Source organism: Massilia sp. IC2-477 (assembly GCF_020707265.1).
GTDB lineage: Bacteria > Pseudomonadota > Gammaproteobacteria > Burkholderiales > Burkholderiaceae_D > Telluria.
In genome coordinates, this window is sequence record NZ_JAJFEQ010000001.1 from 537183 (window position 1) to 563843 (window position 26661).

Below are 26661 nucleotides of genomic sequence, written 5' to 3' on the forward strand. Positions count from 1 at the left end.
AGCGATCTTAGAACAAAAGTTGTTCAATGACCAAAAAAATTCTGATCCTGTCGGTATTCGTTGTCGCTTCCTGCGGACTGGCCTACGAACTTATTGCTGGTGCATTGTCCAGCTACCTGCTGGGCGACTCCGTGCTCCAGTTTTCCACCATCATCGGCTGCTATCTGTTCGCCATGGGCGTCGGTGCGCACTTCTCGAAATACGTGCGCGACGAAGACGTGCTGTCGCGCTTCATCGACATCGAGCTGGCGGTCGGCCTGATCGGCGGGGTGTCCGCCGCCATGCTGTTCATGACCTTCACCTGGATGGGCGCCCCCTTCCGCACGGTGTTGTACCTGACCGTCTTCATGATCGGCGCGATGGTCGGCATGGAGGTACCGCTGGTGATGCGCGCGCTGAACGAGCGCCGCACCGAGTTCGCCGAGATCGTCAGCCGCGTGCTGACCTTCGACTACCTGGGCGCACTGGCCGTGTCGCTGCTGTTCCCGCTGGTGCTGGCACCTACCCTGGGCCTGGTGCGCACCGGCTTCCTGTTCGGGATGCTCAACGTCGGCGTGGCGATGTGGACCCTGTACGTGTTCCGCGCCGAGCTGACCCACTTGCGCGGCAAGGCGATCCGCGCCTGCGTGGTGCTGTTCACGCTGGTGCTGGGTTTTGGCTTTTCGGACCGCATGGTGGAGTGGGGCGAGCATGGCCTGTTCGGCGACGACGTCGTGTACTCGACCACCACGCCCTACCAGCGCCTGGTGATCACCCGCTGGAAGGATGACCTGCGCCTCTACATCAACGGCAACCTGCAATTCTCTTCGCGCGACGAATACCGCTACCACGAAGCGCTGGTGCATCCGGCGATGCAGTCGCTGCCCTGGGCCAAGCGGGTGCTGGTGATGGGCGGCGGCGACGGCCTGGCGCTGCGCGAGATCCTGCGCTATCCGCAGGTGGAAGAAGTCACCCTGGTCGACCTTGATCCGGCTATGACGGGCGCATTCGCCACCCGGCCCGAACTGGTAAAACTGAATAAGGGCGCGCTCAAGGACAAGCGGGTCAAGATCATCAACGCCGACGCCGGCATCTGGCTGCAGAAAGAAGCCGGCATGTACGACGTGGCCATCGTCGACTTCCCGGACCCGTCAAGCTTTGCCCTCGGCAAGCTGTACTCGGTGCCCTTCTACGGCATGCTGCGCAAGCACGTGGCGGCCAATGGCCTGATCGCGGTGCAGTCGACGTCCCCGTTCTTTGCGCCGAACGCCTACTGGACCATCGAAGCGACCCTGCGCGAAGTCGGCCTGCAGACCTGGCCTTATCACCTGTATGTTCCGTCCTTCGGCGAATGGGGCTTCATCATGGCTTCGCCCCAGGGCCGCTTCGTACCGCCCACCAGCTACCGTCTGCCGATGCGTTATCTGAATGGCGACACCACGCGCGCGATGTTCGACTGGCCGCCCGACATGCCGCGCCGCCCAATGGTGCCGAACCGCCTCGACACCCAGTCGCTGGTGCGCGAGTTCGAGGAAGACTGGCGCCAGGTGATCCGCTGATGGATCGCCGTTCCTTCCTGATGACGGCGCTTGGTGCCGGCGCGGCGGGCCTCGCGACCGCGGCCGGCTTCTACCGCTGGCAAGAGGTGGCGCCCTCGGTGCATTACCCCGGGCGGGCGGAAGGGCACTACCTGCGCGACCGCGGTCAGCTGCCGCCGCCATCGCAAATGATCGAGACCGATGTCGTCATCCTCGGTTCCGGCATCGCCGGGCTGAGTGCGGCATGGAAGCTGGGGAAGCTGGGCCATGGGGACTTCCTCCTGCTCGACGGCCCCGAAGCCTTCGGCAACGCCGCCGGCAGCCGCTACGGCGACCTGGCCTGCCCGACGGGCGCACACTACCTGCCGCTGCCGGGACCGGAATCGACCCACGTGCGCGAGATGCTGGCGGACCTCGGCATCCTGCTGCGCGACGCCGACAAGGACAAGCCCTACTACGACGAACGCTTCATCCTGCACGGTCCGGAAGAACGCCTGCTGCGCGACGGCGTCTGGCACGAGGGCCTGGTGCCGACGGATGCGAGCGATGCCGCCGAACACAAGCAGTTCTTCGACGAGATGGCCCGCTACCGCCATGCGCGCGGTAGCGATGGCCGGCGCGCCTTCGTGTTCCCGCTGGTGCTGTCCTCCAGCGATCCGCAATTTGCCGCGCTCGATCGCTTCAGCTTTGCCCAGTGGCTGGGCGACAAGGGCTACCGCTCCGCGACCCTGCGCTGGTACCTGGATTACTGCTGCCGTGACGACTACGGCGCCGGCATCGATCGCGTCTCGGCCTGGGCCGGCATCCATTATTTTGCCGGCCGCTGCGGCCAGGCCGCCAACGCCGACGAGAATGCGCTCCTCACCTGGCCCGGCGGGCTGGCGCCGCTGGCCGAGGCCTTGGCCGCAAGAGCGGGGCCGCGCCGCCGTGCGGGAACGGCGGCTTCGGTCCGCGAAGTGGACGGCAAGGTCGAGGCGCTGTGCTTCGTGCTGGAGAAGGGACAGCCGCGCAGCTTCCTCGTCAAGGCGCGGCGCGCGATTTGCGCGATGCCGCTGTTCGTCGCCAGCCGCGTGGTCGAGGACATCGGGCGCTACGGTTTCGATCCAAGGGAGCACCTGCCGGACAACGCGCCCTGGATGGTGTCAAACTTCCTGATGCGCGACTTCCCGCGCGAGCTGCCCGATGCCCAGCTGGCCTGGGACAACGTCGTCTACCAGGGCAGGGGGCTCGGCTACGTCGTTTCTACCCACCAGGACATCCGCTCGCGCCCACCCGAAAAGACCGTGTTCACGGCCTACACGGCCCTATCGGCACGCACGCCGGTGGAAGCGCGGCGCTGGCTGCAGTCTGCCAGTCCGGGCGAACTGCTTGAGCTGGCCAGCAGTGACCTGAAGGAAGCCTATGACTGGGCGTTTGCGCCCTGCGTGGAACGGGTGGACATCACCTTGCGTGCGCATGCGATGGCGGTGCCGCGGCCGGGCTTTCGCTCCAATGCTGGACTGGAAGCCCTGCGTGACGCGCGCGGACCTATTCAGTTCGCGCATGCCGATCTGTCCGGCCTTTCCGTGTTTGAAGAGGCAGCATGGTGGGGCGCACGCGCAGCGGAGCGGTCGCTGCATGAGAAGGCGTAAGCACCTACGCCAGGCCATGCGGGCCAAGCGAAGTCAGGCCGTGCGCTCGGGCTCCAGCAGCTTGGCCGTGACCAGATCGCGCTCGTGGTCGACGATCCCGTCCACGGTGCGCTCGTCCAGCCCCATTGCCTCCAGCACGAAGGCCGACAGCTGCAGGCTTGCTTCCAGCGTCTCCGGTACCACCACGCTGGCCCCTGCCTGGCGCAGGGCGCGCGCGTGCTTTTCGTCGCGCGAGCGCACGAACAGGCGCGCGTGCGGGAATTCGCGGCGGATGCCGCGTACCGCCTGCATCGCGGACGCCGGATGGTCCATCGTCAGCACGATGGCGGGCGATTCGTCGGCGTGCACGCGGCGCAGCAGTTCCGGGCGCGAGGCATTGCCGAAGTAGACCGGCTTGCCTTCGGCGTGCAGTTTCGAGACCAGCTTGGCGTCGCACTCGAAGGCGACGAAGGGGATGTTCTGTTCGCCCAGCAGCTTGGCCAGCTGCTGGCCCACGCGGCCGAAGCCGGCGATGATGATGCGGCCACGTGCCGAGGCCAGTTCCCCGTCGTCGGCCGCAGCGTCCTGTTCGTGCTGCGCGTGTTCGTGGCGGTCGCCGATGCCGCGGCCGATACGGGCCAGCAGCGGCGTAATGAACAGCGTGAGGCCGACCACCAGCATCACCTGCGCGCCCAGGCCTGGCTCGAGCACCTTGGAGGTGATGGCGTAGCCGATCGCCACGAAGGCGAATTCGCCGCCCTGGCCCAGTAGCAGGCCGCCCTCCACAGCGCGGCCCCAGGGCAGGCCTCCAATGCGGCCCAAGAGCGCCACCACCAGCGCCTTGAGCAGCACCAGGCCGGCCACCGCGCCGGCCAGCAGCAGCGGCGCGTCCAGGATCTGGCGGGTGTCGATGCTCATCCCGACCGTCATGAAGAACAGGCCCATGAGCAGGCCTTTGAATGGTTCGACCATCAGCTCGACTTCGTGCTTGAACTCGGTCTCGGCCAGCAGCAGGCCGGCGATCATCGCACCTAGCGCCATCGACAGGCCGGCGGCCGCGGACAGTCCCGCGATGCCGAAGGTGCTGAGCAGGATCAGGGCCATGAAGACGTCGGGCTGGCGGTGCTCGGCGAATGCGCGGAACAGCTTGTGGACGACACGCCCGCCGACCAGGTAGATCAGGGCGATCGCGATCGCCGCCTTGGCCAGCGTGGTCAGGGCGAGCATGGCGACGCCGTCGCCGGCACCGCGCCCGAGCGCGCCGATCAGGAGCAGGATCGGGACCACGGCCAGGTCCTGCAGCATCAGGATGGCGAAAGCGGCCTGGCCCAGGCGGCTGCCGGTGGTTTGCTGCTGGGCCAGCAGCTGCATCACCACGGCGGTGGAGGAGAGCGACAGCACCAGGCCGAGGATGATCGATGCCTGCGCATCCAGGCCGTAGAGCACCAGCGCGCCGCCGATCAGCGCAGCGCTGGCCAGCACCTGCGCGGTGCCGGCGCCGAACACCCAGCGCCGCATGGCCCACAGGCGCGCGGCCGAGAGCTCGAGGCCGATCATGAACATCAGGAACAGCACGCCGATCTCGGCCAGCATCGAGATGCCTTCGTCGCGCGGGAAGGTGAGGAAGGCGAGCCAAGGCAGGTCGTCCGCCAGCAGGCCCAGGCCGAAGGGGCCTACCAGGGTGCCGACGGCGAGGAAGCCGATCACCTGGTTGATGCGCAGGCGCTGCAGGATGGGGATCAGGATGCCGGAGAGGATCAGGAAAAGCAGGATCTCCCGCAGGAAGGGGAAGGCGTGTTGCTCTTGCACGGTGGGGGCGGCCAAAGGTTGTTGTTGGCCGGATTGTAACGTGGGAGCGGGGCTGGGAGGCTAGGGGCTGCGGTACAAACTTGGATCCCGGCCTTCGCCGGGATGACGGTCTTTAGGTTGCGTACTGACGGCATTGCTATCGACATGCGACTGCGAAACCGTCGTCCCGGCGCAGGCCGGGACCCAAGTTGACTTTAACTACGCTATCAGCAGTTCCCCGCCTGCACCGCCTCCGGCGGCGTTTCTTCCTGCTGCCGGTGCCCGCTGGCCACCGGCTGGCGGCTTTCGGCGGTGTGCTGGAGTTCCTCGATTTCCGGATCCTCCACATTGCGCAGTTCGAGGTAGCGGTCCAGTGCCTGGTCCAGGCGCGGCAGCAGGATGCCGCGCTCGCTCGTCAAGGCGCAGTAGGCTGGACGCGCCGCAGGGTAGGCAATCGACCGCGCCTCCAGCCGGCTCGCATCCAAGCCGGCCCGCTCTGCCGCTTTCAGTGCCAGTTCAGCCCAGGTCAGCTCCCCGCCGTTGGACAGGTGCCAGATGCCGGCCTCGCGGTCGATCGCCAGGTCCAGGCAAGCATGCACCAGGTCCGGCACATAGGTTGCCGTGATGGTGAGGTCGTTCGAGGCGACGAAGGGTTCACCGCGCTCGAGGGCATTCAGCGCCAGGGTGACGAAGTTGTACTGGTCCCACGGCCCAAAGAAGGCGCTGGTGCGCACCACCAGGGCGTCCGGGTTCTCGTCCAGCACCGCGACTTCGGCTTCGGCCTTGCTGCGGCCATAGGCGTTGAGCGGCGCCACCGGATCGGACTCCACATACGGGCGGTCCTTGCTGCCGTCGAACACCAGGTCGCTGGAGAAGGTAGTCAGGTGCACGCCATGGCGCGCGCAGGCGGCGGCCAGGATCGCCGGGCCGGCGGTGTTCTCGCGGAAGCAGCGCTCGGCGTCGTTCTCGGCATCGTCCACGCGCACGTAGCCGCAGGTGTTGATCACGGCCCAGGGCTGGTACTGCGCCAGGGCCCGTTCGACCGAGGCGGCGTCGGCGATGTCCATGTCCTTGCGCGACAGCAGGCGGTAGGACAGGTTGCGCTTGCGGCAGACGCGGGCGAAGGCACGGCCCAGAGTGCCGGTCGCGCCCAGGATCAGGATCGGCGCGGCGCTCGTGCCTACCAGGCGGTGGCCGTCGGCCGAGATCGAGGTGAGGGCCGCGGGCGTGGCCACCGGCGGGTGGCACAGGAAGCGGCCCTGGCGGCGCCACCAGCCCTGGCCGCGCAGCACCGGGTGCGACAGCGGAGAGCCCGACGACAGTTCCTTCATCATCTTGGCCAGCGCGGTCGGGCGCGGCTTAGGGGAGCGCACGTCGAAGGGACCCGGCTCGTAGTAGCCCTTGTTTTGCGTGACCAGGCTGTTCCAGTCGAAGGAGCCAAGCAGCGACCACACGGTGACGGCGCGCACGTCGACGCCGTTCTGCTGCGACTGCTGGGCCGCTTCCCAGATCTCGAGCAGCCAGCGCAGCTGGTCTTCGCGGTTGGCGTCGATGTGGGCTTCGGTGATGGCCAGCGGGATGCCGTAGCGGTCCCAGGTCTCGCTGAGCAGCGGGGCGATGCCCGGGGTCGGCGTGGCCAGCACGCGCGAGGCCTCGATGTCGGCGCAGGGAATACCGTCGGCCACGCCGCGGTGGTGTTCCGGGAAGCGTTCCGGACGGTGATCCAGCCAGCGCTCGGAAGTGACGTAGTAGTTGACGCCGATGATGTCGGGCGGGCAGGGGTTATCGCGGAACCACAGGAATTCTTCGGCCGGGATGCCGGTCTTGGTCAGGTACTTCCACAGCTTGTGGTGTTCATCGACCATGCCGCACAGCAGGTCCCAGGCCAGCCAGCGGCGCTCGTTGTAGAACTCGGCGACATGCGCCAGCTCCGGCGTGCCGTAGGTCTTGCCGAGGTCGTCGGTCTGCACCAGCTTGGCGTTCGGGTTGACGGCGCGGATCGCGCGCATCGACAGCACCACGGCGCGGCACTGCACCAGCAGGGCTTCGATGAAGGTACGGTCGTCGCGGCCGTGCGGGTACCAGACACCGTACAGGCCGGCGAAGCGGGCGGTGGTGCAGGGTTCGTTGACCGGGGTGTAGTACTCGATCCACGGATAGCGCGCCGCCACAGCGCCGGCGTATTCGGCCAGCTGCTCGGGGAAGGCCGGGTCGACCAGGCTGGTGTGACGCGGACCGCTGCCGTGGTGGATCAGGCCGGCGATCGGCGTCACGCCGGCGTCGCGCAGCGCGCCCAGGCGTTCGTCGGCCCAGCTCCAGTCGGCCTTGTCGATGCCGTCAGGCGCGGTGCGTTCCCATAGCACGGGATAGCGGATTGCGCGGATGCCGGTGGACGCGAAACGCTGGATGTCGCAGGCGCGGCCGTGGTGGCCATTGCGCTCCAGCTGGCTGAAGTACTCGTCGCGGACACGGTTGACCGTGCATTCGAGGCCGCCCCACAGTTCCAGTGGGGGGATTTGGCTGTTCGTGCTCTTTTGTGGATTCATCAGTTTCACCAAATATTAGTTTTCTAACAACAAATTCCCTACAGTTCGGCGTCCCAGGAAATAAAGTGTCGAAAGGGGAGCCGGCCCGCAGGCCATGGGACCCGAAGCGGTTGACATCCTCGCGCCAACCTGCAACCATGCGGTCCATGAATTTTCCGAAAGCACATCATCTTTTGTTGACCTGGTGGCGCCGCTCCTAACGCGCGGCCACAGGAATGATCTGCATTTCGACTAACGCCGCCTCGATCCGGGTGGCGTTTTCACATCTAGCGCGGCAGGGATCGGGGCACTAACAAGGAAACCCGATGAGCTCCACGACCCCAAACAACACCGCACCCATCATCCTCACCGGCGACCGTCCGACCGGTCCCCTGCACCTCGGCCACTTCGTGGGCAGCCTGCGCAACCGCGTCGCTTACCAGGACAGCTACCGCCAGTTCGTCATGCTGGCAGACGCCCAGGCGCTGACCGACAACATGGATGACATCGGTAAGGTACACCGGAACGTGGTGGAAGTGGCGCTCGATTACCTCGCAGTGGGCATCGATCCGGCCCGTACGACCATCCTGATCCAGTCGCAGATCCCGGAACTGACCGAGCTGACCTTCTACTACCTGAACCTGGTCACCGTGGCGCGCCTGGAGCGCAACCCGACCGTGAAGCAGGAGATCATCCAGCGTGGTTTCGAACGCGACATCCCGGCCGGCTTCCTGACCTACCCGGCCAGCCAGGCCGCCGACATCACCGCCTTCAAGGCCAGCGTGGTGCCGGTGGGCGAAGACCAGATCCCGATGATCGAGCAGTGCAACGAGATCGTGCGCCGCTTCAACCGTACCTACAGCCCGGACAAGGACATCCTGGTCGAGTGCAAGGCGATCGTGCCGGAAGTCGGCCGCTTGCCGGGCATCGACGGCCGCGCCAAGATGAGCAAGTCGCTCGGCAATACCATCAACCTGGGCGCCAGCGCCGACGAGATCCGCGCCGCGGTCAAGCAGGTCTACACCGACCCGCTGCACCTGAAGGTGTCGGACCCGGGCCACCTGGAAGGCAACGTCGCCTTCATCTACCTCGACGCCTTCGATACCGACAAGGCGGGCCTGGAAGAGATGAAGGCCCACTACACCCGCGGCGGCCTGGGCGACAGCGTGGTCAAGAAGCGCCTGGAAGGCATCCTGCAGGACATGCTGGCGCCGATCCGCGCCCGCCGCGAAGAGTTCGCCAAGGACCGTGGCCAGGTGCTGCAGATCCTGAAGGAAGGCACCATGAAGGCGCGCGAAGTGGCGGCGCAGACCACCGATGAGGTGAAAAAAGCGCTGGGCCTGTCGTACTTCTAAGCGTCCGACTTTGGCTCGCAATTCGACTGCGCGTGCACATGTTGAACGCGCGGTCGTTCGTAATTCCGGGCACTGCCCGGAATTACCCCGTCCACCCTACGGGTATCGCTTCCTGATACCAAACGTCGTACCGCGTGCCGCTCTTGCCTTTGATGCTGGAGCGCACGTTCTTTCGGTGGCAAGCTAGGACCTTCATCGTCATCGGAGGAATCCCATGAGCAAAGGCCTGCGCCTCACCGAGAAATGGATGCAGCGCGCCCTGTGGCTGGTCGCGTTCGCATTCGCCGCCTTCCTGATCGGCCTCGGCGGCAAGATTGTCGGCAACCTGTGGGACGTCGAACAGCCCCTGACACTGGAGCAGTTCATGGACCCGGCCCGGGTAGCGGAACTGCGCGCCGGGCAAGCGTCAGCGCGGGCGCGGCGCGAGGCGGCCCAGCTCGACCTGGAGCAGGCGACCCAGCAGCACGAGGTGGCGCGCGCCAACACCCGTTCGGCGCGCGAGACCTTCGACAACTGGCTGGCCACGCGCCGCGCCACCGCCCGTCCCGACCAGGATCCCGAGCTGATCGAACGTACCCGTGGGCTCGATAAACTCGAAGCCGACGAGCGCAGCGCGCTGTCGCTTGTGCAGGCCCAGCAGCAGCGCATGCTCGACGCCGAGCAGGCCCTGCAGCGTGCGCAAGCCAGCTGGGAACGCATGGAAACACCGGCGCGCGCCGCCTATGCGAAAGCGGAAACGGCCAAGGAACTGCGGGTGTTCCTGTATCGCCTGGCAGTGACCTTGCCGCTGCTGGTGCTGGCCGGCTGGCTGTTCGCGCGCAAGCGCCAGAGCCAGTACTGGCCCTTCGTGTGGGGATTCATCTTCTTCGCACTGTTCGCCTTCTTCTTCGAACTCGTGCCTTACCTGCCGAGCTACGGCGGCTATGTGCGCTACCTGGTCGGCATTGCGGTAACGGTGCTGGTGGGTCGCTACGCGATTCAAGCGCTGCAGCATTACCTGGCGCGGCAGAGGGAAGCGGAAGCGCTGCCGGACGTGCAACGCCGCCAGACGCTGCGCTACGACAACGCCCTGGCCCGACTGGGCAAGGGCGTGTGTCCGGGCTGCGAGCGGCCGGTCGACCTGAAGGACACGAGCGTCGACTTCTGCCCGCACTGCGGCATCGGCCTGTTCGACCGCTGCGGCCGCTGCAGCAGCCGCAAGAACGCATTCGCCCGCTTTTGCTTTTCGTGCGGGACGCCGGCCAATACGTCCTTGGCCGACTAGCCCGGTTTAGTCACGCAAATCAGCGGGAACCTTGCCGCCGTTCGCCGCCAGCTTGTTCATGACCTGGCGGTGCAGCCAGATGTTCATCGAGGCCGAGTCGCTGGTGTCGCCGGTGTAGTGCAGCTCGGCGGCCAGCTCCTTGCGCGCCTGCAGGCTGCTGTCCAGGCCGAGCAGCTTCATCAGGTCGACGATCGAGGTGCGCCAGTTCAGCTGTTGTCCCGAGGACTTCTGCATCGTGGTCAGGATTTCCTCGACGTCCACCTGGTCCATCATGGCCGGCGCGGCCTGCGGCTGGGCTTGCGGGGCAGCCTGTGGAGCCGCCTGTGGCGCTGCCTGGGGCGCGGCCTGCGGTGCAGCCGGCGCCTGGGCCTGCGGCTGTGCTGCCGGGCCCTTGTTGGCGGCGTGCGATTTCGGGAAGATCTTGCTGAAGATATTGCTCAGGATGCCCATACAGTCCTCTCGTGTTGGTGGATGAATTATTGGCGGCGCATGTTCTGCGCCATGTGGCCGAGCGCGATGGCGAGCGCGGCGCCGCCGATGGCCTTGACCAGGGTCGGGTTCTGGGCATAGAAGTCGCCCATCCGGTCGACGATGCTCGGGTTCTGCTGTTCGGCCTTCTCGGCCAGTTCGCGCACCTGTTCGGGCGAAACCTGCGAAGCCTGTTCCGGCGTCACCTGGGTTGGCGTACGGCCGCCGAACAGGTTGCCGAGGCCGCCATTGCCCAGCTGGGCCAGCACGGCCGGGCCGAGCGTGGCGAGCAGCTGGTTCAGCATGCCGGCGCGCTGGTTCGGGTTACTCTGGCCGAACATCTGGCTGACCATCTGCGGGAAGGGCGGGGTCTGGTCGGAGCGCAGCGCGCCCGACAGGCCGCGCGCCAACGCGTCCTGGGGCGCGTTTTGCGCCACCCGGTCGAAGTCGTCGTGGGCCTGCTGCTGGTTGGCGTTGGCGCCACCCAGGTACTGATTCAGTAAATTGCCGAGATCAAATGCCATGTCGTACTCCTTGCTTGACTGGTTCGAAGGTCGAGCGTAGGGTTTTGACCTCGCATTCTCTGTTCGGTATCGAACGCCCGCCGAGGGAAAGAAGTATTTTGTTTCCATGTGGACATCAACCTGGAAAGCGGGTTAAGCTCGTCGCATGCCCTACCTGCCGCTCCTGCTGTTCGCCGTCCTCTACGCTGCCGCGACCGCCGCGTGGGACTTGCCGCTGGCGGTCGGCGGCGCCTACCTGGCGATCAGCCTGGGTTGCTTCGTGGCCTATGCGATCGACAAGTCGGCGGCCCGGCGCGGAGAATGGCGCACGCCGGAATCGACCCTGCTGCTGCTCGGCCTGTGCGGCGGTTGGCCGGGCGGCCTGCTGGCCCAGCAGTGGTTGCGGCACAAGACGTCGAAAACGTCGTTCCAGTGGAAGTTCTACCTGACGGTTGTGCTGAACGTGGTGCTGTTCCTGGTCATGGGGCGGCAGATCGGCAGCTACCCGCTTACCTGACCTGGCGGAGGTGTGAGCATGTGGCGATATCCCCGGATCCTGGCCCATCGCGGCGGCGGCACGCTGGCTCCCGAAAACACCTTTGCGGGCCTGAAGCGCGGCATGGAGTTCGGCTTTCGCGCGGTGGAATTCGACGTCATGCTGGCGCGCGACGGCGTGCCGGTGGTCATGCACGATCCCTATCTCGGGCGCACCGTGAGCGGCGCCGGCCATGTGTTCGACTACGACGCCCTGGAGCTGGCGCGGATGGATGCCGGCAGCTGGTTCGGCGCAGACTATCGGGGCGAGCCGGTGCCGCTGTTCGTCGAATTCGCCCAGTACTGCAAGGCCAATGGCATCTGGATGAACATCGAGCTCAAGCCGGCGCGCGGCTTCGACCGCGAGACCGGCGAGACAGTGGCGCGCATCACGCGCGCCATGTTCGCCGACCAGATCGCGGCCGGTGAGCTGGACCGGGTGCCGCTGCTGTCCTCGTTCAGCCTGGCCTCGCTCGAGGCCGCGGTCAATGCCGCCCCCGAGCTGCCGCGCGCCTTCCTGATGAGCGAGCTGCCGCCCGGCTGGGAACCGCTGGCGCGCTCCATCGACGCAGTCGCGATCCACACCAACCACCGCCACCTGACCTTGGCCCTGGCCCGGGCCGTGCGCGACGCCGGCTTCGGGCTGTTCTGCTACACGGTCAACGAGCCGGCACGGGCGCGCGAGCTGCTGGACTGGGGCGTCGAAGCCTTCTGCACGGACCGCATCGATTTGATCGGGCCCAACATGGCCTGAAGTGGCCATGTAAATATTTTAAGAACGCCCTTCAGAAAATTGACCGGTTGTCGATAAGTTGTGACAACTGCCAAAACGGGATGACTGTCATGTCATTGTCAATCAATAACAACTCGCTGTCGCTCAGCGCCCAGCGCAGCCTGGGCAAGCACGTCGCCGCCCAGGAATCGCTGATCAACCGCCTGACGGCGGGCACGCGCATCAACAAGGCCTCGGACGACGCGGCAGGGCAGGCCATTGCCGCGCGCATGGACGCCGGCTTGCGCGGCAACACCCAGGCGATGCGCGCCATCAGCGACGGCAGTTCGATGCTGCAGGTGGCGGACGGCGCGCTGGCCAACATCGGCGACAGCCTGCAGCGCCTGCGCGAGCTGGCGGTCGCGTCCGGCAACGGCAGTTACGGCGACAAGGACCGCACCACGCTGCAGAACGAGGCGAACGAGATCCTGAACCACATCAACCAGGTGGCGGCGCAGACCGAGTTCAATGGCGAAACCATTTTTTCGCAGGACCGGCTCAGCATCGGCGGGCAGGACGAAAAGAAGCGGGCAGTGATCGACGGACTCAAGACGGGCTGGCTGAGCTCATCGGAAAAGATGCTGAAGGACTTGTTCGGCCTGGAGGCGGACGGCGTCAAACTCACCGTCAACCTCGAAGACAGCGACGGCGCCTCCAACACACTCGCTTCGGTATCGGGCACGATCTCCGGCGGCAAGTTCACCAATGTCCACCTGAACATCGACATGGCCGACTTCGGCACCGGCACCACCGCCGACGGCGGCGGCGCGCCCTTCTACAGCGACCGCATCATCGCGCATGAGATGGCGCACGCCATCATGTCGCGCTCGATGAACTTCAATGCGCTGCCGCAGTGGTTCATCGAAGGCACGGCGGAACTCATCCATGGCGCCGACGAGCGGGTGAATCCTGCCGCCGCGGCCGGTATCGTCAGCACCATCGCAGGGGGCGGCTTCAGTTACGAGGGTGGATACGTCGCCTCGCGCTACCTGCACGACAAGCTCAAGGGCCTGGGCGTGGAGGGTGGCATCAAGGGCGTCATGCAGTACCTGACCCAGAACCAGAGCGCCGACCTGAGCACCGCGCTGAACGCCGTGACAGGTGGCCGGATCGCCAGCACGGGGGCCTTCCTTACCGACTTCGGCAACAACGGAGTCGCCTACATCGGTTCCCGCATCAATGTGACCAATGCCGACACGGGCGCCATCGGCGGCTTCGACGCCGACGGCAAGGCCGTCAAGACCGCGCGCAGCGTGGTTGCCGATACCGGCGACAACAATGCCAGCGATGGCCTGAGCGGCTTCGACGTGGTGTATCCGGAGCTGGGCGGGGTGACCGGCACGCGCCGGGTGCAGGTACAGGTGGGCGACAACGCGGGCGACCTGATCGACCTGCAGTTCGGCGCCATCAACGCTTCCGCGCTCGGCCTGGCGAACCTGGACATGAAACGCGGCGCGGTGGCGCTGCTGCACGTGGACCAGGCACTGGAATACGTCAACCAGCAGCGCGTGGTGGCGGGGGCGTCCGGCAACCGGCTGGACATGGCGGCGGACTCGCTGCAGGCCGGCTCCACCAATATGGCGGCGGCCAAGGAGCGGATCGAGGGCATCGACTACGCCGGCTCTGCGGCGGGGCTGACCCGGGCGCAGATCCTGCAGCAGGCGGCGTCGGCGATGCTGGCGCAGGCGAATAGTCAGCCGCGGGCGGTGCTGTCGCTGCTTCGTTAAACTGCAAAAGTCAAATTGGGTCCCGGCCTACGCCGGGACGACGTGCTATGGCGACAGTTGAAATAATCGCAGCACTATTCTTCCATTAGCCTCAAGACCGTCGTTCCCGCGCAGGCGGGAACCCAAGTTTCGACGCACCCCCGCCGCGGCACCTTTCCCCATACCCCGTAAATATCACCCGGACTAATATTCCCGCAAGCAGCTACGCTATAATCGTTTTTTTATAGCGCACGCTCCCTCATTCCGCCCCTACGACATGAAATCCTCCGAAATCCGCGAAAAGTTCCTCAAGTTCTTCGAGTCCAAAGGCCACACCATCGTCCGTTCCAGCCCGCTGGTGCCGGGCAACGACCCGACCATGCTGCTGACCAACAGCGGAATGGTGCAGTTCAAGGATGTGTTCCTGGGCCTGGATACGCGCCCGTACTCGCGCGCCACCACCGTGCAGCGCTGCGTGCGCGCCGGCGGCAAGCACAATGACCTGGAAAACGTCGGCTACACCGCGCGTCACCACACCTTCTTCGAAATGCTGGGTAACTTCAGCTTCGGCGATTACTTCAAGCGCGACGCGATCAACTACTGCTGGGAGCTGCTGACCAAGGTGTACATGCTGCCTGCCGAGAAGCTGACCGTCACCGTCTACTTCGAGGACGACGAGGCCTACGACATCTGGGCCAACGAGATCGGCGTGCCGAAAGAGCGCATCATCCGCATCGGCGACAACAAGGGCGCGCGCTACGCATCGGACAACTTCTGGCAGATGGCCGACACCGGTCCCTGCGGTCCGTGCACCGAAGTGTTCTACGACCACGGCGCCGACATCTGGGGCGGTCCTCCGGGCTCGCCGGAAGAAGACGGCGACCGTTTCATCGAGATCTGGAACCTGGTGTTCATGCAGTTCAACCGCGACGAGTCGGGCACCCTGACCCCGCTGCCGAAGCCGTCGATCGACACCGGCATGGGCATGGAACGCCTGGCCGCCGTGCTGCAGCACGTGCACAGCAACTACGAGATCGACCTGTTCCAGGCACTGATCAAGGCCGCCGCCCGCGAAACCGGCGCCACTGACCTGAACAACAACTCGCTGAAGGTCATCGCCGACCACATCCGCGCCGCGTCCTTCCTGATCGTCGACGGCATCATCCCGAGCAGCGAAGGCCACGGCTACGTCCTGCGCCGCATCATCCGCCGCGCGCTGCGCCACGGCCACAAGCTGGGCCAGACGAAGCCGTTCTTCCACAAGCTGGTCGCAGACCTCGACATCGAGATGGGCACCGCCTATCCGGAACTGCACGAAGCGGCAGCGCGCGTGGCGCAGGTGCTGAAGGCCGAGGAAGAGCGTTTCGGCGAGACGCTGGAAAACGGCATGAAGATCCTGGAAGCGCAACTCTCCAAGGATGCCAAGAACCTGGACGGCGCCACCGCCTTCACCCTGTACGACACCTACGGCTTCCCGCTGGACCTCACCGCCGACATCTGCCGCGAGCGCGGCGTGACCCTGGACGAAGAGGGCTTCACGGCCGCCATGGAGCAGCAGAAGAAGACCGCGCGTGCCGCCGGCAAGTTCAAGATGGCCGCCAAGGTCGAGTACGCGGGCGAGAAGACCAAGTTCGTCGGCTACGAATCGCTGGCCCACAACACTCACGTGCTGGCCCTGTACTCGGAAGGCGTGTCGGTGCAGGAACTGAAGGCCGGCCAGGAAGGCATCGTGGTGCTCGACACCACCCCGTTCTACGCGGAGTCGGGCGGCCAGGTGGGCGACCAGGGCGAAATCCGCTCGGGTGGCAACGTGTTCGAAGTCGAAGACACCCTGAAGATCCAGGCGGAAGTCTTCGGTCACCACGGCGTGCTGCGCGAAGGTACGCTGAAGGTCGGCGACACCGTCGACGCGCAGGTCGACACCGGCAAGCGTGCGCGCACCATCCGCAACCACTCGGCGACCCACCTGATGCACAAGGCCCTGCGCGAAGTGCTGGGCCCGCACGTGCAGCAGAAAGGCTCGCTGGTCGATCCGGACAAGACCCGCTTCGACTTCAGCCACGGCGCGCCTTTGACCGCGGAAGAGATTGCCAAGGTCGAGATGATCGTCAACCGCGAGATCCTCGAGAACCACGCCACCCAGGCGCAGCACATGACGTTTGACGACGCCGTGAAGCACGGCGCGATGGCGCTGTTCGGCGAGAAGTACGGCGACACCGTGCGCGTGCTGGACATCGGCTCCTCGAAAGAGCTGTGCGGCGGCGTGCACGTCACCCGCACTGGCGACATCGGCCTGTTCAAGATCGTGTCGGAAGGCGGCGTCGCTGCCGGCATCCGCCGCGTCGAAGCCGTCACCGGCGAGGGCGCGCTGGCGCTGGTGCAGTCGATCAACCGCAAGCTGCAGGAAGCCGCCGGCGCCCTGAAGACCAGCCCGGACGAACTGCCGTCGCGTATCGCGCAGGTGCAGGACCAGGTCAAGTCGCTCGAGAAGGAAGTGGCGACCCTGAAGTCGAAGCTGGCCGCAGGGCAGGGCGACGAGCTGCTGACCAAGGCGGTGGACGTGAACGGCATCAAGGTGCTGGCCGCGACCATGGAAGGCGCCGACGTCACCGCGCTGCGCGAAACCATGGACAAGCTGAAGGACAAGCTGAAGACCGCCGCCATCGTGCTGGCCAGCGTCGCCGACGGCAAGGTCAGCCTGATCGCGGGCGTGACCAAGGACGCGACCGGCAAAGTGAAAGCCGGCGAGCTGGTGAACTTCGTCGCCCAGCAGGTGGGCGGCAAGGGCGGCGGCCGTCCGGACATGGCGCAGGCCGGCGGTACCGATCCGGCGGGTCTGCCGCAAGCGCTGGCTGGCGTGGCCGGCTGGGTGGGTGAGCGCGCTTAAGCGGCGCTCCATGCCAAGTGAAACGCCGCCCTCGGGCGGCGTTTTGTATTTGTAGGGTGGGCGGCTTCGCAGCCCACGCGTTCAAACCAAGCAAGATCAGCCTGCTCGGCACATCGAGCATCAACTATCACCGCGTGGGCGTTCGTATTTCAGGCCACTGGCCTGAAATACCCCGCCCACCCTACGGATCAGCGGCGCGAGCGTCGACGGACGAGCGCTGCTGCACCGATGACAAACAAGGCGATCGAACCCGGCTCCGGCACCGCCGCTGCATCCGTGGCATCGAGCCGGAACGCCGCCACCACGAAGTTCTGCACCTCCGGCCCCATTGCCCCATCCAGGCCGATGAACGCGCCCTGGTTCCACTGCACATTCTCGTTGTTGTAGTAGAAGTTGCTGTTGGCCTCCCCGGCAAACGCGAACTCCAGCAGGTACAGCCGGCCCGTCTCGAGCACGACGCCGCCCAGCGCGTAGTCGATCCAGTCGCGCCCATTGGTGCTGACGGTGGAGCCGCCGCTGGCGAGCGTATTCAGCTTGTTCAGCGTGATGCCGTTGGTCGAGATCTCGTACAGGCCGTATGTCACATCCATGTTGCTCAGGTCGTGCCGGAAGCCGATGCTGGTGAGCGACTGGCGCGTGTCGACGCCGAAGGTGATGCCGCGACCCATCCACCAGCTGTCGTTGGCGGCAGCGTAGTCGGTGCCGGTGGCGTCATTCGGCGGGACGAATTCGATCGGCGCGGCGACGCTGGCGCCGCTCAGGAAGAACGCAGTGCACAGCAGGGTAGTGCGAAGCAGGTTTGCAAACATGGTGGTCTCCTTGTTGTGGAGTTACCAGAAGTGCAAAACCTGTGCCAACTAAGCGGTTCCTTGCTGAATCAAGGACTTAGCGAAACGGGATTGGTAACGTTTCCATTTTGTGTAATCTTTTCCGACATGGAAGTTCGATGCCGTGCTCGCTTGCAATTGCGGTGCTGAACCGCATTTACGGGGTGTCGCACCAGGGCAGTGCCATCCATGAATGCTTGTGTCGCGTCATGGTGCGCAAGCATAGATAATTTTACAATCGGTTGCAGTCATGCAACAATATGTGACTATTTTGGTGCGCTGCGTCATACTGCCGGAAAAGGAGTAGTATTCGACTTCCGAGCACCTCCTACTGAGCAGGCAAGCGATGAGCGACATCACTATCGACATTGATACCATGGAATTCCAGAGAGACCTGGATGCGCGCGGGCTGAACTGCCCGCTGCCGATCCTCAAAGCCAAGAAGGCACTCGCCGAGATGGAGAGCGGGCAGGTGTTGCGTATCGTGGCAACCGATACCGGTTCCGTGCGCGACTTCCAGGCGTTTGCCAAGCAGACCGGCAACGCCCTGCTGGCCCACACCGTCGAGAACGGTGAGTTCACCTTCCTGATGCGCCGCAAATAATCCTCCACAGCGCATCGCAACGGCGGGGCAGGCCTGCGCCAGCCCCGTTTTCAGTTTCCCGATTCCGGCATGATGACGATTTAGTCGGAATCCTCTAACTAAAAATCGCACGATCGTGCTTTAATTTCGACCTGAAGCCGAATTTCTCTTATAATCTAGGCCATTTTCGTCTGTCACCCATTCCATTTTCTAAAGGCACCCTATGAAAGTCCTGGTACCCGTCAAACGCGTGGTCGACTACAACGTCAAGGTCCGCGTCAAATCCGACGGCAGCGGCGTGGATATCGCCAACGTCAAAATGTCGATGAACCCGTTCGACGAGATCGCGCTGGAAGAAGCCACGCGCCTGAAGGAAGCCGGCAAGGTCACCGAAGTGGTCGCCGTGTCGGTGGGCGTGGCCCAGTGCCAGGAAACCCTGCGTACCGGTATGGCGATCGGCGCCGACCGCGGCATCCTGGTCGAGACCAGTGTCGAGACCGAGCCGCTGGCCGTGGCCAAGATCATGAAGGCGCTGGCCGACAAGGAGCAGCCGCAGCTGATCATCCTTGGCAAGCAGGCAATCGACGACGATTCGAACCAGACCGGCCAGATGCTGGCGTCGCTGCTGGGCTGGCCGCAGGCCACCTTCGCATCGAAAGTGGTGCTGGAAGACGGTAAAGTGACCGTGACCCGCGAAGTCGACGGCGGCCTGGAAACCGTCGCCCTGTCGCTGCCGGCCATCGTGACCACCGACCTGCGCCTGAACGAGCCGCGCTACGTGACGCTGCCGAACATCATGAAGGCCAAGAAGAAGCCGCTGGAAACCATCAAGCCGGAAGACCTGGGCGTCGACGTGACCCCGCGCCTGAAGACCCTGAAAGTCACCGAGCCGGCCAAGCGCTCGGCCGGCGTCAAGGTCCCGGACGTGGCGACCCTGGTGCAGAAGCTGCGCACCGAAGCCAAAGTCATCTGATCGCAGCGTCCCTCATACATAGGAAAGAACATGGTCGCACTCGTCATTGCTGAACACGACAACGGCTCCCTCAAGGGCGCTACCCACCACACCGTGACCGCGGCCGCCCAGTGCGGCGGCGAAGTCCACATCCTGGTCGCCGGCTCCGGCTGCGGTGCGGCTGCAGAAGCAGCCGCCCAGATCGCCGGCGTCGCGAAAGTGCTGGTCGCCGATGCGCCGCACTTCGCCGATGGCCTGGCCGAGAACGTCGCCGAGCAGATCCTGGCGATCGCCGGCAGCTACTCGCACATCCTGGCTCCGGCCACCGCCTACGGCAAGAACATCCTGCCGCGCGTAGCCGCCAAGCTGGACGTGGCCCAGATCTCGGAAATCACCAAGGTCGACTCCCCGGACACCTTCGAGCGCCCGATCTACGCCGGTAACGCCATCGCCACCGTGCAGTCGAGCGACAGCGTGAAGGTCATCACCGTGCGCGGCACCGCGTTCGACGCCGCCGCAAGCGGTGGCTCGGCCGCCGTCGAGCAGGTAGCAGCCGTCGGCGACGTCGGCAAGTCTTCCTTCGTCGGCCGCGAGCTGGCCAAGTCGGACCGTCCGGAACTGACCGCCGCCAAGATCATCGTGTCCGGCGGCCGCGGCATCGGCTCGGCCGAGAACTTCAAGCTGCTCGAGCCGCTGGCCGACAAGCTGGGCGCCGCCATGGGCGCCTCGCGCGCTGCGGTGGACGCGGGCTTCGTGCCGAACGACTGGCAGGTCGGCCAGACCGGCAAGATCGTCGCCCCGACCCTGTACATCGCAGTCGGCATCTCGGGCGCGATCCAGCACCTGGCCGGCATGAAGGACTCGAAGACCATCGTCGCCATCAACAAGGATCCGGAAGCGCCGATCTTCTCGGTGGCTGACTACGGCCTGGTGGGCGACCTGTTCGAAGTCGTGCCGCAGCTGGTCAAGGAACTGGGTTAATTCTCAGCCCCTGTCCGTAAAACCGTCGTACGCGCCACCGGCGCCTCCGACTTCCCGCGCAGGCGGGAACCCAATTTCGATGCGATGTGATTGCGTTTGACGTGATCGGAAACGCGAACAAACTTGGGTTCCCGCCTGCGCGGGAACGACGTTGTACTTTATAGCGTACGTATCCTGTGGCGTTCGACGTCGCAGGTCTAAATCAGGAGACAAAGGTGAGCTATCAAGCCCCGCTGAAAGACATGCAGTTCGTGCTGAACGAGCTGGCAAACCTGGCCGAGATCAACCAGCTGCCCGGCTGCGAAGATGCGACCCCGGACACCGTGGACGCCGTGCTGGAAGAGAGCGCGAAGTTCTGCGGCGAAGTCATCGCGCCGCTGAACCACGCCGGCGACAAGGAGCCGAGCTATTGGCGCGACGGCAGCGTCACCACCTCGAAGGGCTTCCGCGATGCCTTCCGCGCCTTTGCGGACGGCGGTTGGCAGGGCATCCAGCACCCAAGCGAATTCGGCGGCCAGGGCCTGCCGAAGCTGGTCGCCACGCCGTGCATGGAAATGCTGCACGCCGCGAACCTGTCCTTCGCGCTGGCGCCGCTGCTGACCGACGGCGCCATCGAGGCGCTGCTCACCGCCGGCTCCGACGAACAGAAGAAGCTGTTCCTCGAGCCGCTCATCAGCGGCAAGTGGACCGGCACCATGAACCTGACCGAGCCGCAGGCCGGCTCCGACCTGGCCGCCGTGCGCACCCGCGCCGAGCCGCAGGGCGACGGTACCTTCAAGATCTTCGGCACCAAGATCTTCATCACCTACGGCGAGCACGACATGGCGGAGAACATCATCCACCTCGTGCTGGCGCGCACCCCCGATGCGCCGCCGGGCGTGAAGGGCATTTCGCTGTTCATCGTGCCGAAGTTCCTGGTGAACGCAGACGGCTCGCTGGGCGCGCGCAACGATGCGCACTGCGTCTCGATCGAACACAAGCTGGGCATCAAGGCCTCGCCCACCGCCGTGCTGCAGTTCGGCGACCACGGCGGCGCCATCGGCACCCTGGTGGGCGAAGAGAACCGCGGCCTCGAATACATGTTCATCATGATGAACGCGGCCCGCTTCGGCGTCGGCATGCAGGGTGTCGGCCTGGCCGAACGCGCCTACCAGCAGGCCGTGGCGTTCGCCAAGGACCGCATCCAGTCGCGCGAAGTGGCCGGCTCGCCTGGTCCGGTCGCCATCATCAACCACCCGGATGTGCGCCGCATGCTGATGTCGATGCGTTCGCAGACCGAGGCGGCGCGCGCGCTGGCCTACGTCGGCGCCGCTTTGTCCGACCTGGCGCACAACCACGCGGACGAGGCAACGCGCAAGGCCAACCTGTCGGTGTACGAATACCTGGTCCCGATCATCAAGGGCTGGTCGACCGAGATGAGCGAGAACGTGGCGCGCGACGGCGTGCAGGTCCATGGCGGCATGGGCTTCATCGAAGAGACCGGCGCGGCCCAGCACTACCGCGACGCCAAGATCCTGACCATCTACGAAGGCACCACCGCGATCCAGGCCAACGACCTGGTCGGCCGCAAGACCGTGCGTGACGGCGGCGCCGTGGCCAAGTCGCTGATCGAACAGGTGCGCGCAACCGAGGCGCAGCTGGGCGAACTGCAGGGTGACGAGTTTGCGGCCATCCGCCGCCAGCTGGCGCTCGGTTCCGCCGCGCTGGAGCAAGTGGTGGACTTCGTCGTGGCCAACGCCAAGTCGGACGTGCGCGCCGTGTTCGCGGGCAGCGTGCTGTACCTGAAGCTGGCCGGCATCGTGCTGGGCGGCTGGCAGATGGCGCGTGCGGCCGTGGTCGCTCAGAAGAAGCTGGCGGCGGGTGAGGGCGACGCGTCCTTCCTGCGCGCCAAGATCGCGACTGCGCGCTTCTTCGCCGACCACGTGCTGTCCTCGGCCCCTGGCCTGCGTACCGCGATCGTCGAAGGCGCGCCGGGTGTGCTGGCGCTGGAGGTGGAGCAGTTCTAAGAGCGTCCTGCGCTCTTCCGGAAGCGGCCTGCGGGCCGCTTTTTTATTGTCTGTCGCTTTGCGTTGAGGCTGTTTCCAAACAGCTAGGTGTCTGCAAATAATCTTTGCACCAAATCCATTATGTGCAAAGGAAATGTGCCTATAAACATGTATCGCAATACTTAGTTTGGCTCAAGGCGATCTCATCCTTATGGAACTACCTTGTCATCAAGCCGCACATGAGCCGTGCGGCCCTCCATCACACCGGCTCGACGAGGAGATCATCATGGGTATCGAGAAATACGGCGACAACCACGATCACGACGACGACAAAGATTGCGGCCACGACCGCGACCGGGACAGGGATGACGGCAAGGACGACGACAAGGAGCGCGACTACTGCAAGTGCAAGAAGGAGCGGGCCGAGTTCAAGAAGGAGCGCGACGAATACCGCAAGGAGCGCGACGAGTACAAGAAGGAGCGCGAGGAGTGGAAGAAGAAGGCCTGGAAGTACAAGAAGGAACTGTACGAACACAAGGCCTTCATCAAGAGCGCGCTGGAACGCCTCGGCATCTTCGCGCGCAAGCTCGACCACCTGCAGCACGACCTGGTCGACGAAGCCGGCAAGCTGGGCAAGCATCATGATCACGACAAGGATCATGACAAGGACGACGACAAGGAGCACGACTAGTCGGGTGTCGGCGGCCTGTTTAACAGCTAGTGGTCCGCTTATAAACTTGGGGGGAATAGTGCCAGTGGCACTGTTCCCGCGTAGGCGGGAACTCAAGTTCTGCATGAACGTCGTCAGCCGTACGACCCACCCGTATAAAGCAGATCGAACACCCGCGCGATCGTCCCGATCAGCACGATTGCTCCCACTCCCAGGATCAGCACGAGTAGCAGCGCCAGCATCCAGTTCGAGCGCGACGTCTTGCCGCTGCCCTGGTTGTACTGCGCATCCCATGCCTCGTCCGGCGTCAGGCCGATGATCAGGCCTTCCACGAAGCCCGCGATATACGACACCAGCAATGGCAGCACCACATAGAACGGATGCGGCTTCACCGCGCCGTACAGGATGCCCACGAGCGGCAGGCTGCACAGGTGCAGCAAGCCGAGCCGGTCGGTGCCGCCCTTCAGGTAGAAGCGGTGGACACCGAAGCCCCCCAGCAGCAGGGCGAGCAGGGTGGCGAAGGTCTTGTTCTTGTGCGCGACAGCCATGAGCATTGCCAAAAGTTCAGGAAGACAGCAGTATCGTGCAAAATGACAAGGAAGGCACGCATTGCGTGAACCCGCCAAAGCTCATCGGTCCTAAACCATGTTCAAGACACGCTCTTACCTGGCGGAAGTCCAGCTCAAGCCGACCGCCCCGGTCGACCCGCCGCTGTTCCCGTTCACGCTGCCGGCCATCCGCTCGCTCGAGCGCCTGGCGCTGCATCCGAACGTAACCTTCCTCGTCGGCGAAAATGGCTCCGGCAAGTCGACCCTGCTGGAAGCCATCGCCGTGGGCATGGGCTTCAACGCCGAGGGCGGCAGCCGCAACTTCAATTTCGCCACCCGTGCCTCGCATTCCGACCTGCACGAGTATCTGCGCTTCGTACGCGGCTTCGAGCGCCCGCGTGACGGCTTCTTCCTGCGCGCCGAAAGCTTCTACAACGTCAGCAGCGAGATCGAGCGCCTCGACCAGGGGCCCGGTGGTCCGCCGAGCATCGACTCCTTTGGCGGGAAGTCCCTGCACGCGCAGTCGCATGGCGAATCCTTCCTCACCCTGTTCATGGAGCGCTTCGGCGGCCAGAGCTTCTACATGCTGGACGAGCCCGAGGCGGCCCTGTCGCCCCAGCGCCAGCTCGCGCTGCTGAGCCGCATGCACGACCTGGTGGGGCAACGCTGCCAGTTCGTAATCGCCACCCATTCGCCCATCCTGATGGCCTACCCGAACGCCACCATCTACGCCTTCAGCGAAGAGGGCATCCGCGAAGTCGCCTACGAAGATACGGAACACTACCGCGTCACCCGCGACTTCCTTGCCAATCCGGCACGGATGTTGCGCGTGCTGATGGGCGAGGAGTAGGGCGGAGCGCCCGGCGGTGGTCATGTGGCGAAAAATAAGCGATAATGCTCAATTCGCCGAACCTCACGCTGCGTGTCCGCCGTGTTGCTATAAACGCTTGCCCCTATCTAGGCTTACGCGCTATAATCGTCGGCTTTCTCCGTCCAATACAACTTTTTGGAAATATTATGGTCGTTATCCGTTTGGCTCGTGGCGGCGCAAAAAAGCGCCCGTTCTACAACATCGTTGCAACCGATTCGCGTAACCGTCGCGATGGCCGTTTCATCGAGCGCATCGGTTTCTACAACCCGATGGCTTCGGGCGCTGAAGTTGGTCTGCGTATCGCTGCTGACCGTCTGGCTCACTGGCAAGGCGTTGGCGCACAACTGTCGCCGACCGTCGCTCGCCTGGTTGCCAACCAGACCCCGGCTGCTTAATTAAGCATCAGGTTCAAGGTTTGACCGATTCAGCAGCAAGCGGGGCAGTGCCCGACGACCTGGTCCAGGTCGGCTATGTGTCCGGCGCATTCGGGATCGTGGGTGGCCTGCGCGTCACTCCGTTCTCGGTGGACGCCGACGCGCTGCTGAAGGTCAAAACCTGGTGGCTCGACAAGCCGGCCCTGCGTTCCGTCTCGGTACGTACGGCAAAGATGCATGGCGGCGACGTGGTCGCCACCCTGGTCGGCATGCGCGACCGCAACGACGCCGAAGCGCTCAAGGGCGCAGCGGTGCACGTGTCGCGTAGCGAGTTCCCGAAACTCGAAGAAGACGAATACTACTGGTCCGATCTCATCGGGCTGGATGCGGTCAACCTGGAGGGCGAAGCCCTCGGCAAGGTGACCGACATGATGCACAACGGCGCGCAGTCGATCCTCCGGATCACGCCCGTGGCATCAGAAGATGCTGGTGCTCCGGATGCGAAAGTGTCGGAGCGCCTCGTGCCGTTTGTCGACGCCTTCGTCAAGAAGGTCGATCTCGGCGCAAAGCTGATTACCCTGGACTGGGGTCTGGATTATTGACCTGTCTAATGTGAAGCGAGGTCCCGATGCAGTTTGACGTCGTGAGCTTGTTTCCAGAGATGTTTGCTGCCTTGACGCAGTCGGGCGTGACCCGGCGCGGCATCGAGCAGGGGCGCTGGGGCCTGGCGATCTGGAATCCGCGCGATTTCACGCAGGACCGCCACCGTACCGTGGATGACCGCCCCTACGGCGGCGGCCCCGGGATGGTGATGCTGGCCAAGCCGCTCGAAGCCGCGATCGCTGCCGCCAAGGCGCGCCAGGTCGAGATGGGCCTGCCGGCGCCGCGCGTGGTGTTCATGTCGCCCCAGGGCAAACCGCTGACGCACGAACGTGTCGTGGCGCTGAAGGACGAGCCCGGACTGGTCGTGCTGTGCGGCCGCTACGAAGGGGTGGACCAGCGTTTGCTGGACCGCTGCGTTGACGAGGAAATCTCGCTCGGCGACTTCGTGCTGTCGGGTGGCGAATTGCCGGCGATGGCGCTGATGGATGCGGTAGTCAGGCTGCTGCCCGGCGTGCTGGGCGACGAAGCCTCGGCGGTCGAAGACAGCTTCGTCAATGGCCTGCTCGATTCGCCGCACTACACGCGCCCGGAAGTGTACGAAGGCGAGCCGGTGCCGCCCGTGCTGATGGGCGGCAACCACGCCGAGATCATGAAATGGCGCCGCCAGCGCATGCTGGAGGCGACATTGAAGAAACGGCCGGACCAGCTGGAGCGTGCGCGTGCCGCCGGCCAGCTGACGAAGCTGGACGAAAAGTTTCTGGCAGAGCTGAACAAGCCTGCCGAGTAAGAATATGCCGCAAGGCGTATGCGACGGCGGGCATGTTGCCCGCATGTTCAACCCCATCCTCTACTGGGCATCCACACAGCGCCAGCAAGATGGTTTTTGGAGTGATAAAAATGGATCTGATCCAACAACTCGAGCAAGAAGAAATTGCGCGCCTCGGCCGCAGCATCCCTGACTTCGCACCGGGCGACACCGTGGTCGTCAGCGTCAACGTCGTCGAAGGCAACCGCAAGCGCGCCCAGGCATACGAAGGCGTCGTCATCTCGCGTCGTAACCGCGGCCTGAACTCGAACTTCATCGTTCGCAAGATCTCGTCGGGCGAAGGCGTCGAGCGTACCTTCCAGCTGTACTCGCCGCTGATCGCTTCGATCGAAGTGAAGCGTCGTGGTGACGTGCGTCGTGCGAAGCTGTACTACCTGCGCGAACGTTCGGGCAAATCGGCACGTATCAAGGAAAAGCTGCCGCAGCGTAAAGCAGCTACCGTTGCTGCTGCTGAGTAATAGCGTCTGTGTTCTGAAAAAGGCATCCGCAAGGATGCCTTTTTCTTTATGTGC

At 64.7% G+C, this 26661-nt stretch carries 24 protein-coding genes; 18 read left to right on the top strand and 6 right to left on the bottom strand.

Annotated elements, in window-relative coordinates:
* The first annotated feature begins 26 nt into the window (after positions 1 to 26).
* A complete protein-coding gene (locus tag LK542_RS02415) occupies positions 27 to 1538 on the top strand; it encodes a polyamine aminopropyltransferase (RefSeq protein ID WP_227810663.1) in 1512 nt (503 codons plus the stop codon).
* The gene (locus LK542_RS02420) at positions 1538 to 3148 is read left to right on the top strand and encodes an FAD/NAD(P)-binding protein (protein ID WP_227810664.1); all 1611 of its coding nucleotides are present in this window, start codon (positions 1538 to 1540) and stop codon (positions 3146 to 3148) included. The genes LK542_RS02415 and LK542_RS02420 overlap by 1 nt, the downstream gene beginning before the upstream one ends.
* A 33-nt stretch (positions 3149 to 3181) precedes the next feature.
* Here the strand turns inward: LK542_RS02420 and LK542_RS02425 are convergent, their stop codons facing one another.
* Together LK542_RS02425 and LK542_RS02430 are read right to left on the bottom strand one after the other, a co-directional pair.
* Positions 3182 to 4936, bottom strand: coding sequence for a cation:proton antiporter (locus LK542_RS02425; protein WP_227810665.1), 1755 nt, complete (start codon positions 4934 to 4936; stop codon positions 3182 to 3184).
* A gap of 206 nt (positions 4937 to 5142) precedes the next feature.
* Positions 5143 to 7461, bottom strand: coding sequence for a family 1 glycosylhydrolase (locus LK542_RS02430; protein WP_227810666.1), 2319 nt, complete (start codon positions 7459 to 7461; stop codon positions 5143 to 5145).
* Positions 7462 to 7766: 305 nt separating this feature from the next.
* Between LK542_RS02430 and trpS the strand changes: the two genes are divergently transcribed.
* Both trpS and LK542_RS02440 read left to right on the top strand, forming a co-directional pair.
* Positions 7767 to 8795, top strand: a complete 1029-nt coding sequence (trpS, locus tag LK542_RS02435; RefSeq protein ID WP_227810667.1) for a tryptophan--tRNA ligase — start codon at positions 7767 to 7769, stop codon at positions 8793 to 8795.
* Between the two features lie 214 nt (positions 8796 to 9009).
* Entirely contained in the window at positions 9010 to 10059 is a 1050-nt protein-coding gene (locus tag LK542_RS02440; RefSeq protein WP_227810668.1) for a zinc ribbon domain-containing protein, read from the top strand.
* A gap of 6 nt (positions 10060 to 10065) precedes the next feature.
* Here the strand turns inward: LK542_RS02440 and LK542_RS02445 are convergent, their stop codons facing one another.
* Positions 10066 to 10509, bottom strand: coding sequence for a DUF3597 domain-containing protein (locus LK542_RS02445; RefSeq protein WP_227810669.1), 444 nt, complete (start codon positions 10507 to 10509; stop codon positions 10066 to 10068).
* Positions 10510 to 10535: 26 nt separating this feature from the next.
* Complete coding sequence (locus tag LK542_RS02450; protein WP_227800392.1) at positions 10536 to 11051, bottom strand: hypothetical protein; 516 nt, start codon at positions 11049 to 11051, stop codon at positions 10536 to 10538.
* Positions 11052 to 11196: 145 nt separating this feature from the next.
* Here LK542_RS02450 and LK542_RS02455 point away from each other — a divergent pair, with 145 nt between their 5' ends.
* From LK542_RS02455 to alaS, 4 genes are all read left to right on the top strand, one after another.
* Positions 11197 to 11547: a DUF1294 domain-containing protein gene (locus LK542_RS02455; RefSeq protein WP_227800393.1), complete on the top strand. Its 351-nt coding sequence runs from the start codon at positions 11197 to 11199 to the stop codon at positions 11545 to 11547.
* An 18-nt stretch (positions 11548 to 11565) separates the two neighbouring features.
* Positions 11566 to 12318 carry a glycerophosphodiester phosphodiesterase gene (gene ugpQ / locus LK542_RS02460; RefSeq protein ID WP_227810670.1) on the top strand — a complete coding sequence of 251 codons (753 nt, stop codon included), beginning with the start codon at positions 11566 to 11568 and terminating at the stop codon, positions 12316 to 12318.
* An 89-nt stretch (positions 12319 to 12407) separates the two neighbouring features.
* Positions 12408 to 14063 carry a flagellinolysin gene (locus LK542_RS02465; RefSeq protein ID WP_227810671.1) on the top strand — a complete coding sequence of 552 codons (1656 nt, stop codon included), beginning with the start codon at positions 12408 to 12410 and terminating at the stop codon, positions 14061 to 14063.
* A 256-nt stretch (positions 14064 to 14319) separates the two neighbouring features.
* Complete coding sequence (alaS, locus tag LK542_RS02470) at positions 14320 to 16929, top strand: alanine--tRNA ligase (protein ID WP_227810672.1); 2610 nt, start codon at positions 14320 to 14322, stop codon at positions 16927 to 16929.
* A gap of 188 nt (positions 16930 to 17117) precedes the next feature.
* Here alaS and LK542_RS02475 read toward each other — a convergent pair whose 3' ends face one another.
* Positions 17118 to 17738 (bottom strand): PEP-CTERM sorting domain-containing protein, encoded by a 621-nt coding sequence (locus LK542_RS02475; RefSeq protein ID WP_227810673.1) that lies wholly within the window; start codon positions 17736 to 17738, stop codon positions 17118 to 17120.
* Positions 17739 to 18132: 394 nt separating this feature from the next.
* Between LK542_RS02475 and LK542_RS02480 the strand changes: the two genes are divergently transcribed.
* The 5 genes from LK542_RS02480 to LK542_RS02500 all read left to right on the top strand — a co-directional run bounded on the left by LK542_RS02480 (position 18133) and on the right by LK542_RS02500 (position 22948).
* Positions 18133 to 18360 (top strand): sulfurtransferase TusA family protein, encoded by a 228-nt coding sequence (locus tag LK542_RS02480; protein ID WP_036216507.1) that lies wholly within the window; start codon positions 18133 to 18135, stop codon positions 18358 to 18360.
* A gap of 202 nt (positions 18361 to 18562) precedes the next feature.
* Complete coding sequence (locus LK542_RS02485; protein WP_227800398.1) at positions 18563 to 19312, top strand: electron transfer flavoprotein subunit beta/FixA family protein; 750 nt, start codon at positions 18563 to 18565, stop codon at positions 19310 to 19312.
* A 30-nt stretch (positions 19313 to 19342) separates the two neighbouring features.
* The gene (locus tag LK542_RS02490; protein ID WP_227800399.1) at positions 19343 to 20272 is read left to right on the top strand and encodes an electron transfer flavoprotein subunit alpha/FixB family protein; all 930 of its coding nucleotides are present in this window, start codon (positions 19343 to 19345) and stop codon (positions 20270 to 20272) included.
* Between the two features lie 215 nt (positions 20273 to 20487).
* A complete protein-coding gene (locus LK542_RS02495; protein WP_227810674.1) occupies positions 20488 to 22278 on the top strand; it encodes an acyl-CoA dehydrogenase C-terminal domain-containing protein in 1791 nt (596 codons plus the stop codon).
* A 265-nt stretch (positions 22279 to 22543) separates the two neighbouring features.
* Positions 22544 to 22948 carry a hypothetical protein gene (locus LK542_RS02500; RefSeq protein ID WP_227800401.1) on the top strand — a complete coding sequence of 135 codons (405 nt, stop codon included), beginning with the start codon at positions 22544 to 22546 and terminating at the stop codon, positions 22946 to 22948.
* Between the two features lie 113 nt (positions 22949 to 23061).
* On the opposite strand, the gene LK542_RS02505 is transcribed toward LK542_RS02500, so the two are convergent.
* Entirely contained in the window at positions 23062 to 23475 is a 414-nt protein-coding gene (locus tag LK542_RS02505; RefSeq protein WP_227810675.1) for an NINE protein, read from the bottom strand.
* Positions 23476 to 23572: 97 nt separating this feature from the next.
* On the opposite strand from LK542_RS02505, the gene LK542_RS02510 reads away from it, so the two are divergent.
* The 5 genes from LK542_RS02510 (at position 23573) to rplS (ending at position 26607) form a co-directional block, all read left to right on the top strand.
* Positions 23573 to 24325 (top strand): AAA family ATPase, encoded by a 753-nt coding sequence (locus LK542_RS02510; RefSeq protein ID WP_227810676.1) that lies wholly within the window; start codon positions 23573 to 23575, stop codon positions 24323 to 24325.
* A 167-nt stretch (positions 24326 to 24492) separates the two neighbouring features.
* Complete coding sequence (gene rpsP / locus LK542_RS02515) at positions 24493 to 24741, top strand: 30S ribosomal protein S16 (protein WP_227800571.1); 249 nt, start codon at positions 24493 to 24495, stop codon at positions 24739 to 24741.
* Positions 24742 to 24761: 20 nt separating this feature from the next.
* Positions 24762 to 25322: a ribosome maturation factor RimM gene (gene rimM, locus LK542_RS02520; RefSeq protein ID WP_227810677.1), complete on the top strand. Its 561-nt coding sequence runs from the start codon at positions 24762 to 24764 to the stop codon at positions 25320 to 25322.
* Between the two features lie 26 nt (positions 25323 to 25348).
* A complete protein-coding gene (gene trmD, locus LK542_RS02525) occupies positions 25349 to 26110 on the top strand; it encodes a tRNA (guanosine(37)-N1)-methyltransferase TrmD (protein WP_227810678.1) in 762 nt (253 codons plus the stop codon).
* Between the two features lie 110 nt (positions 26111 to 26220).
* On the top strand, positions 26221 to 26607 hold the full coding sequence (gene rplS, locus LK542_RS02530) for a 50S ribosomal protein L19 (protein ID WP_227800406.1): 387 nt from the start codon (positions 26221 to 26223) through the stop codon (positions 26605 to 26607).
* Positions 26608 to 26661: the final 54 nt, after the last annotated feature.

Coding starts and splice junctions, on each gene's coding strand:
- LK542_RS02500 (WP_227800401.1), top strand. CDS start 22,544: ATGGGTATCGAGAAATACGGCGACAACCACGATCACGACGACGACAAA.
- LK542_RS02450 (WP_227800392.1), bottom strand. CDS start 11,051: ATGGCATTTGATCTCGGCAATTTACTGAATCAGTACCTGGGTGGCGCC.
- rplS (WP_227800406.1), top strand. CDS start 26,221: ATGGATCTGATCCAACAACTCGAGCAAGAAGAAATTGCGCGCCTCGGC.
- LK542_RS02455 (WP_227800393.1), top strand. CDS start 11,197: ATGCCCTACCTGCCGCTCCTGCTGTTCGCCGTCCTCTACGCTGCCGCG.
- trmD (WP_227810678.1), top strand. CDS start 25,349: ATGCAGTTTGACGTCGTGAGCTTGTTTCCAGAGATGTTTGCTGCCTTG.
- LK542_RS02485 (WP_227800398.1), top strand. CDS start 18,563: ATGAAAGTCCTGGTACCCGTCAAACGCGTGGTCGACTACAACGTCAAG.
- LK542_RS02445 (WP_227810669.1), bottom strand. CDS start 10,509: ATGGGCATCCTGAGCAATATCTTCAGCAAGATCTTCCCGAAATCGCAC.
- LK542_RS02505 (WP_227810675.1), bottom strand. CDS start 23,475: ATGGCTGTCGCGCACAAGAACAAGACCTTCGCCACCCTGCTCGCCCTG.
- LK542_RS02415 (WP_227810663.1), top strand. CDS start 27: ATGACCAAAAAAATTCTGATCCTGTCGGTATTCGTTGTCGCTTCCTGC.
- LK542_RS02475 (WP_227810673.1), bottom strand. CDS start 17,738: ATGTTTGCAAACCTGCTTCGCACTACCCTGCTGTGCACTGCGTTCTTC.
- rpsP (WP_227800571.1), top strand. CDS start 24,493: ATGGTCGTTATCCGTTTGGCTCGTGGCGGCGCAAAAAAGCGCCCGTTC.
- LK542_RS02465 (WP_227810671.1), top strand. CDS start 12,408: ATGTCATTGTCAATCAATAACAACTCGCTGTCGCTCAGCGCCCAGCGC.
- ugpQ (WP_227810670.1), top strand. CDS start 11,566: ATGTGGCGATATCCCCGGATCCTGGCCCATCGCGGCGGCGGCACGCTG.
- LK542_RS02440 (WP_227810668.1), top strand. CDS start 9,010: ATGAGCAAAGGCCTGCGCCTCACCGAGAAATGGATGCAGCGCGCCCTG.
- LK542_RS02420 (WP_227810664.1), top strand. CDS start 1,538: ATGGATCGCCGTTCCTTCCTGATGACGGCGCTTGGTGCCGGCGCGGCG.
- LK542_RS02480 (WP_036216507.1), top strand. CDS start 18,133: ATGGAATTCCAGAGAGACCTGGATGCGCGCGGGCTGAACTGCCCGCTG.
- LK542_RS02510 (WP_227810676.1), top strand. CDS start 23,573: ATGTTCAAGACACGCTCTTACCTGGCGGAAGTCCAGCTCAAGCCGACC.
- alaS (WP_227810672.1), top strand. CDS start 14,320: ATGAAATCCTCCGAAATCCGCGAAAAGTTCCTCAAGTTCTTCGAGTCC.
- LK542_RS02490 (WP_227800399.1), top strand. CDS start 19,343: ATGGTCGCACTCGTCATTGCTGAACACGACAACGGCTCCCTCAAGGGC.
- LK542_RS02430 (WP_227810666.1), bottom strand. CDS start 7,461: ATGAATCCACAAAAGAGCACGAACAGCCAAATCCCCCCACTGGAACTG.
- trpS (WP_227810667.1), top strand. CDS start 7,767: ATGAGCTCCACGACCCCAAACAACACCGCACCCATCATCCTCACCGGC.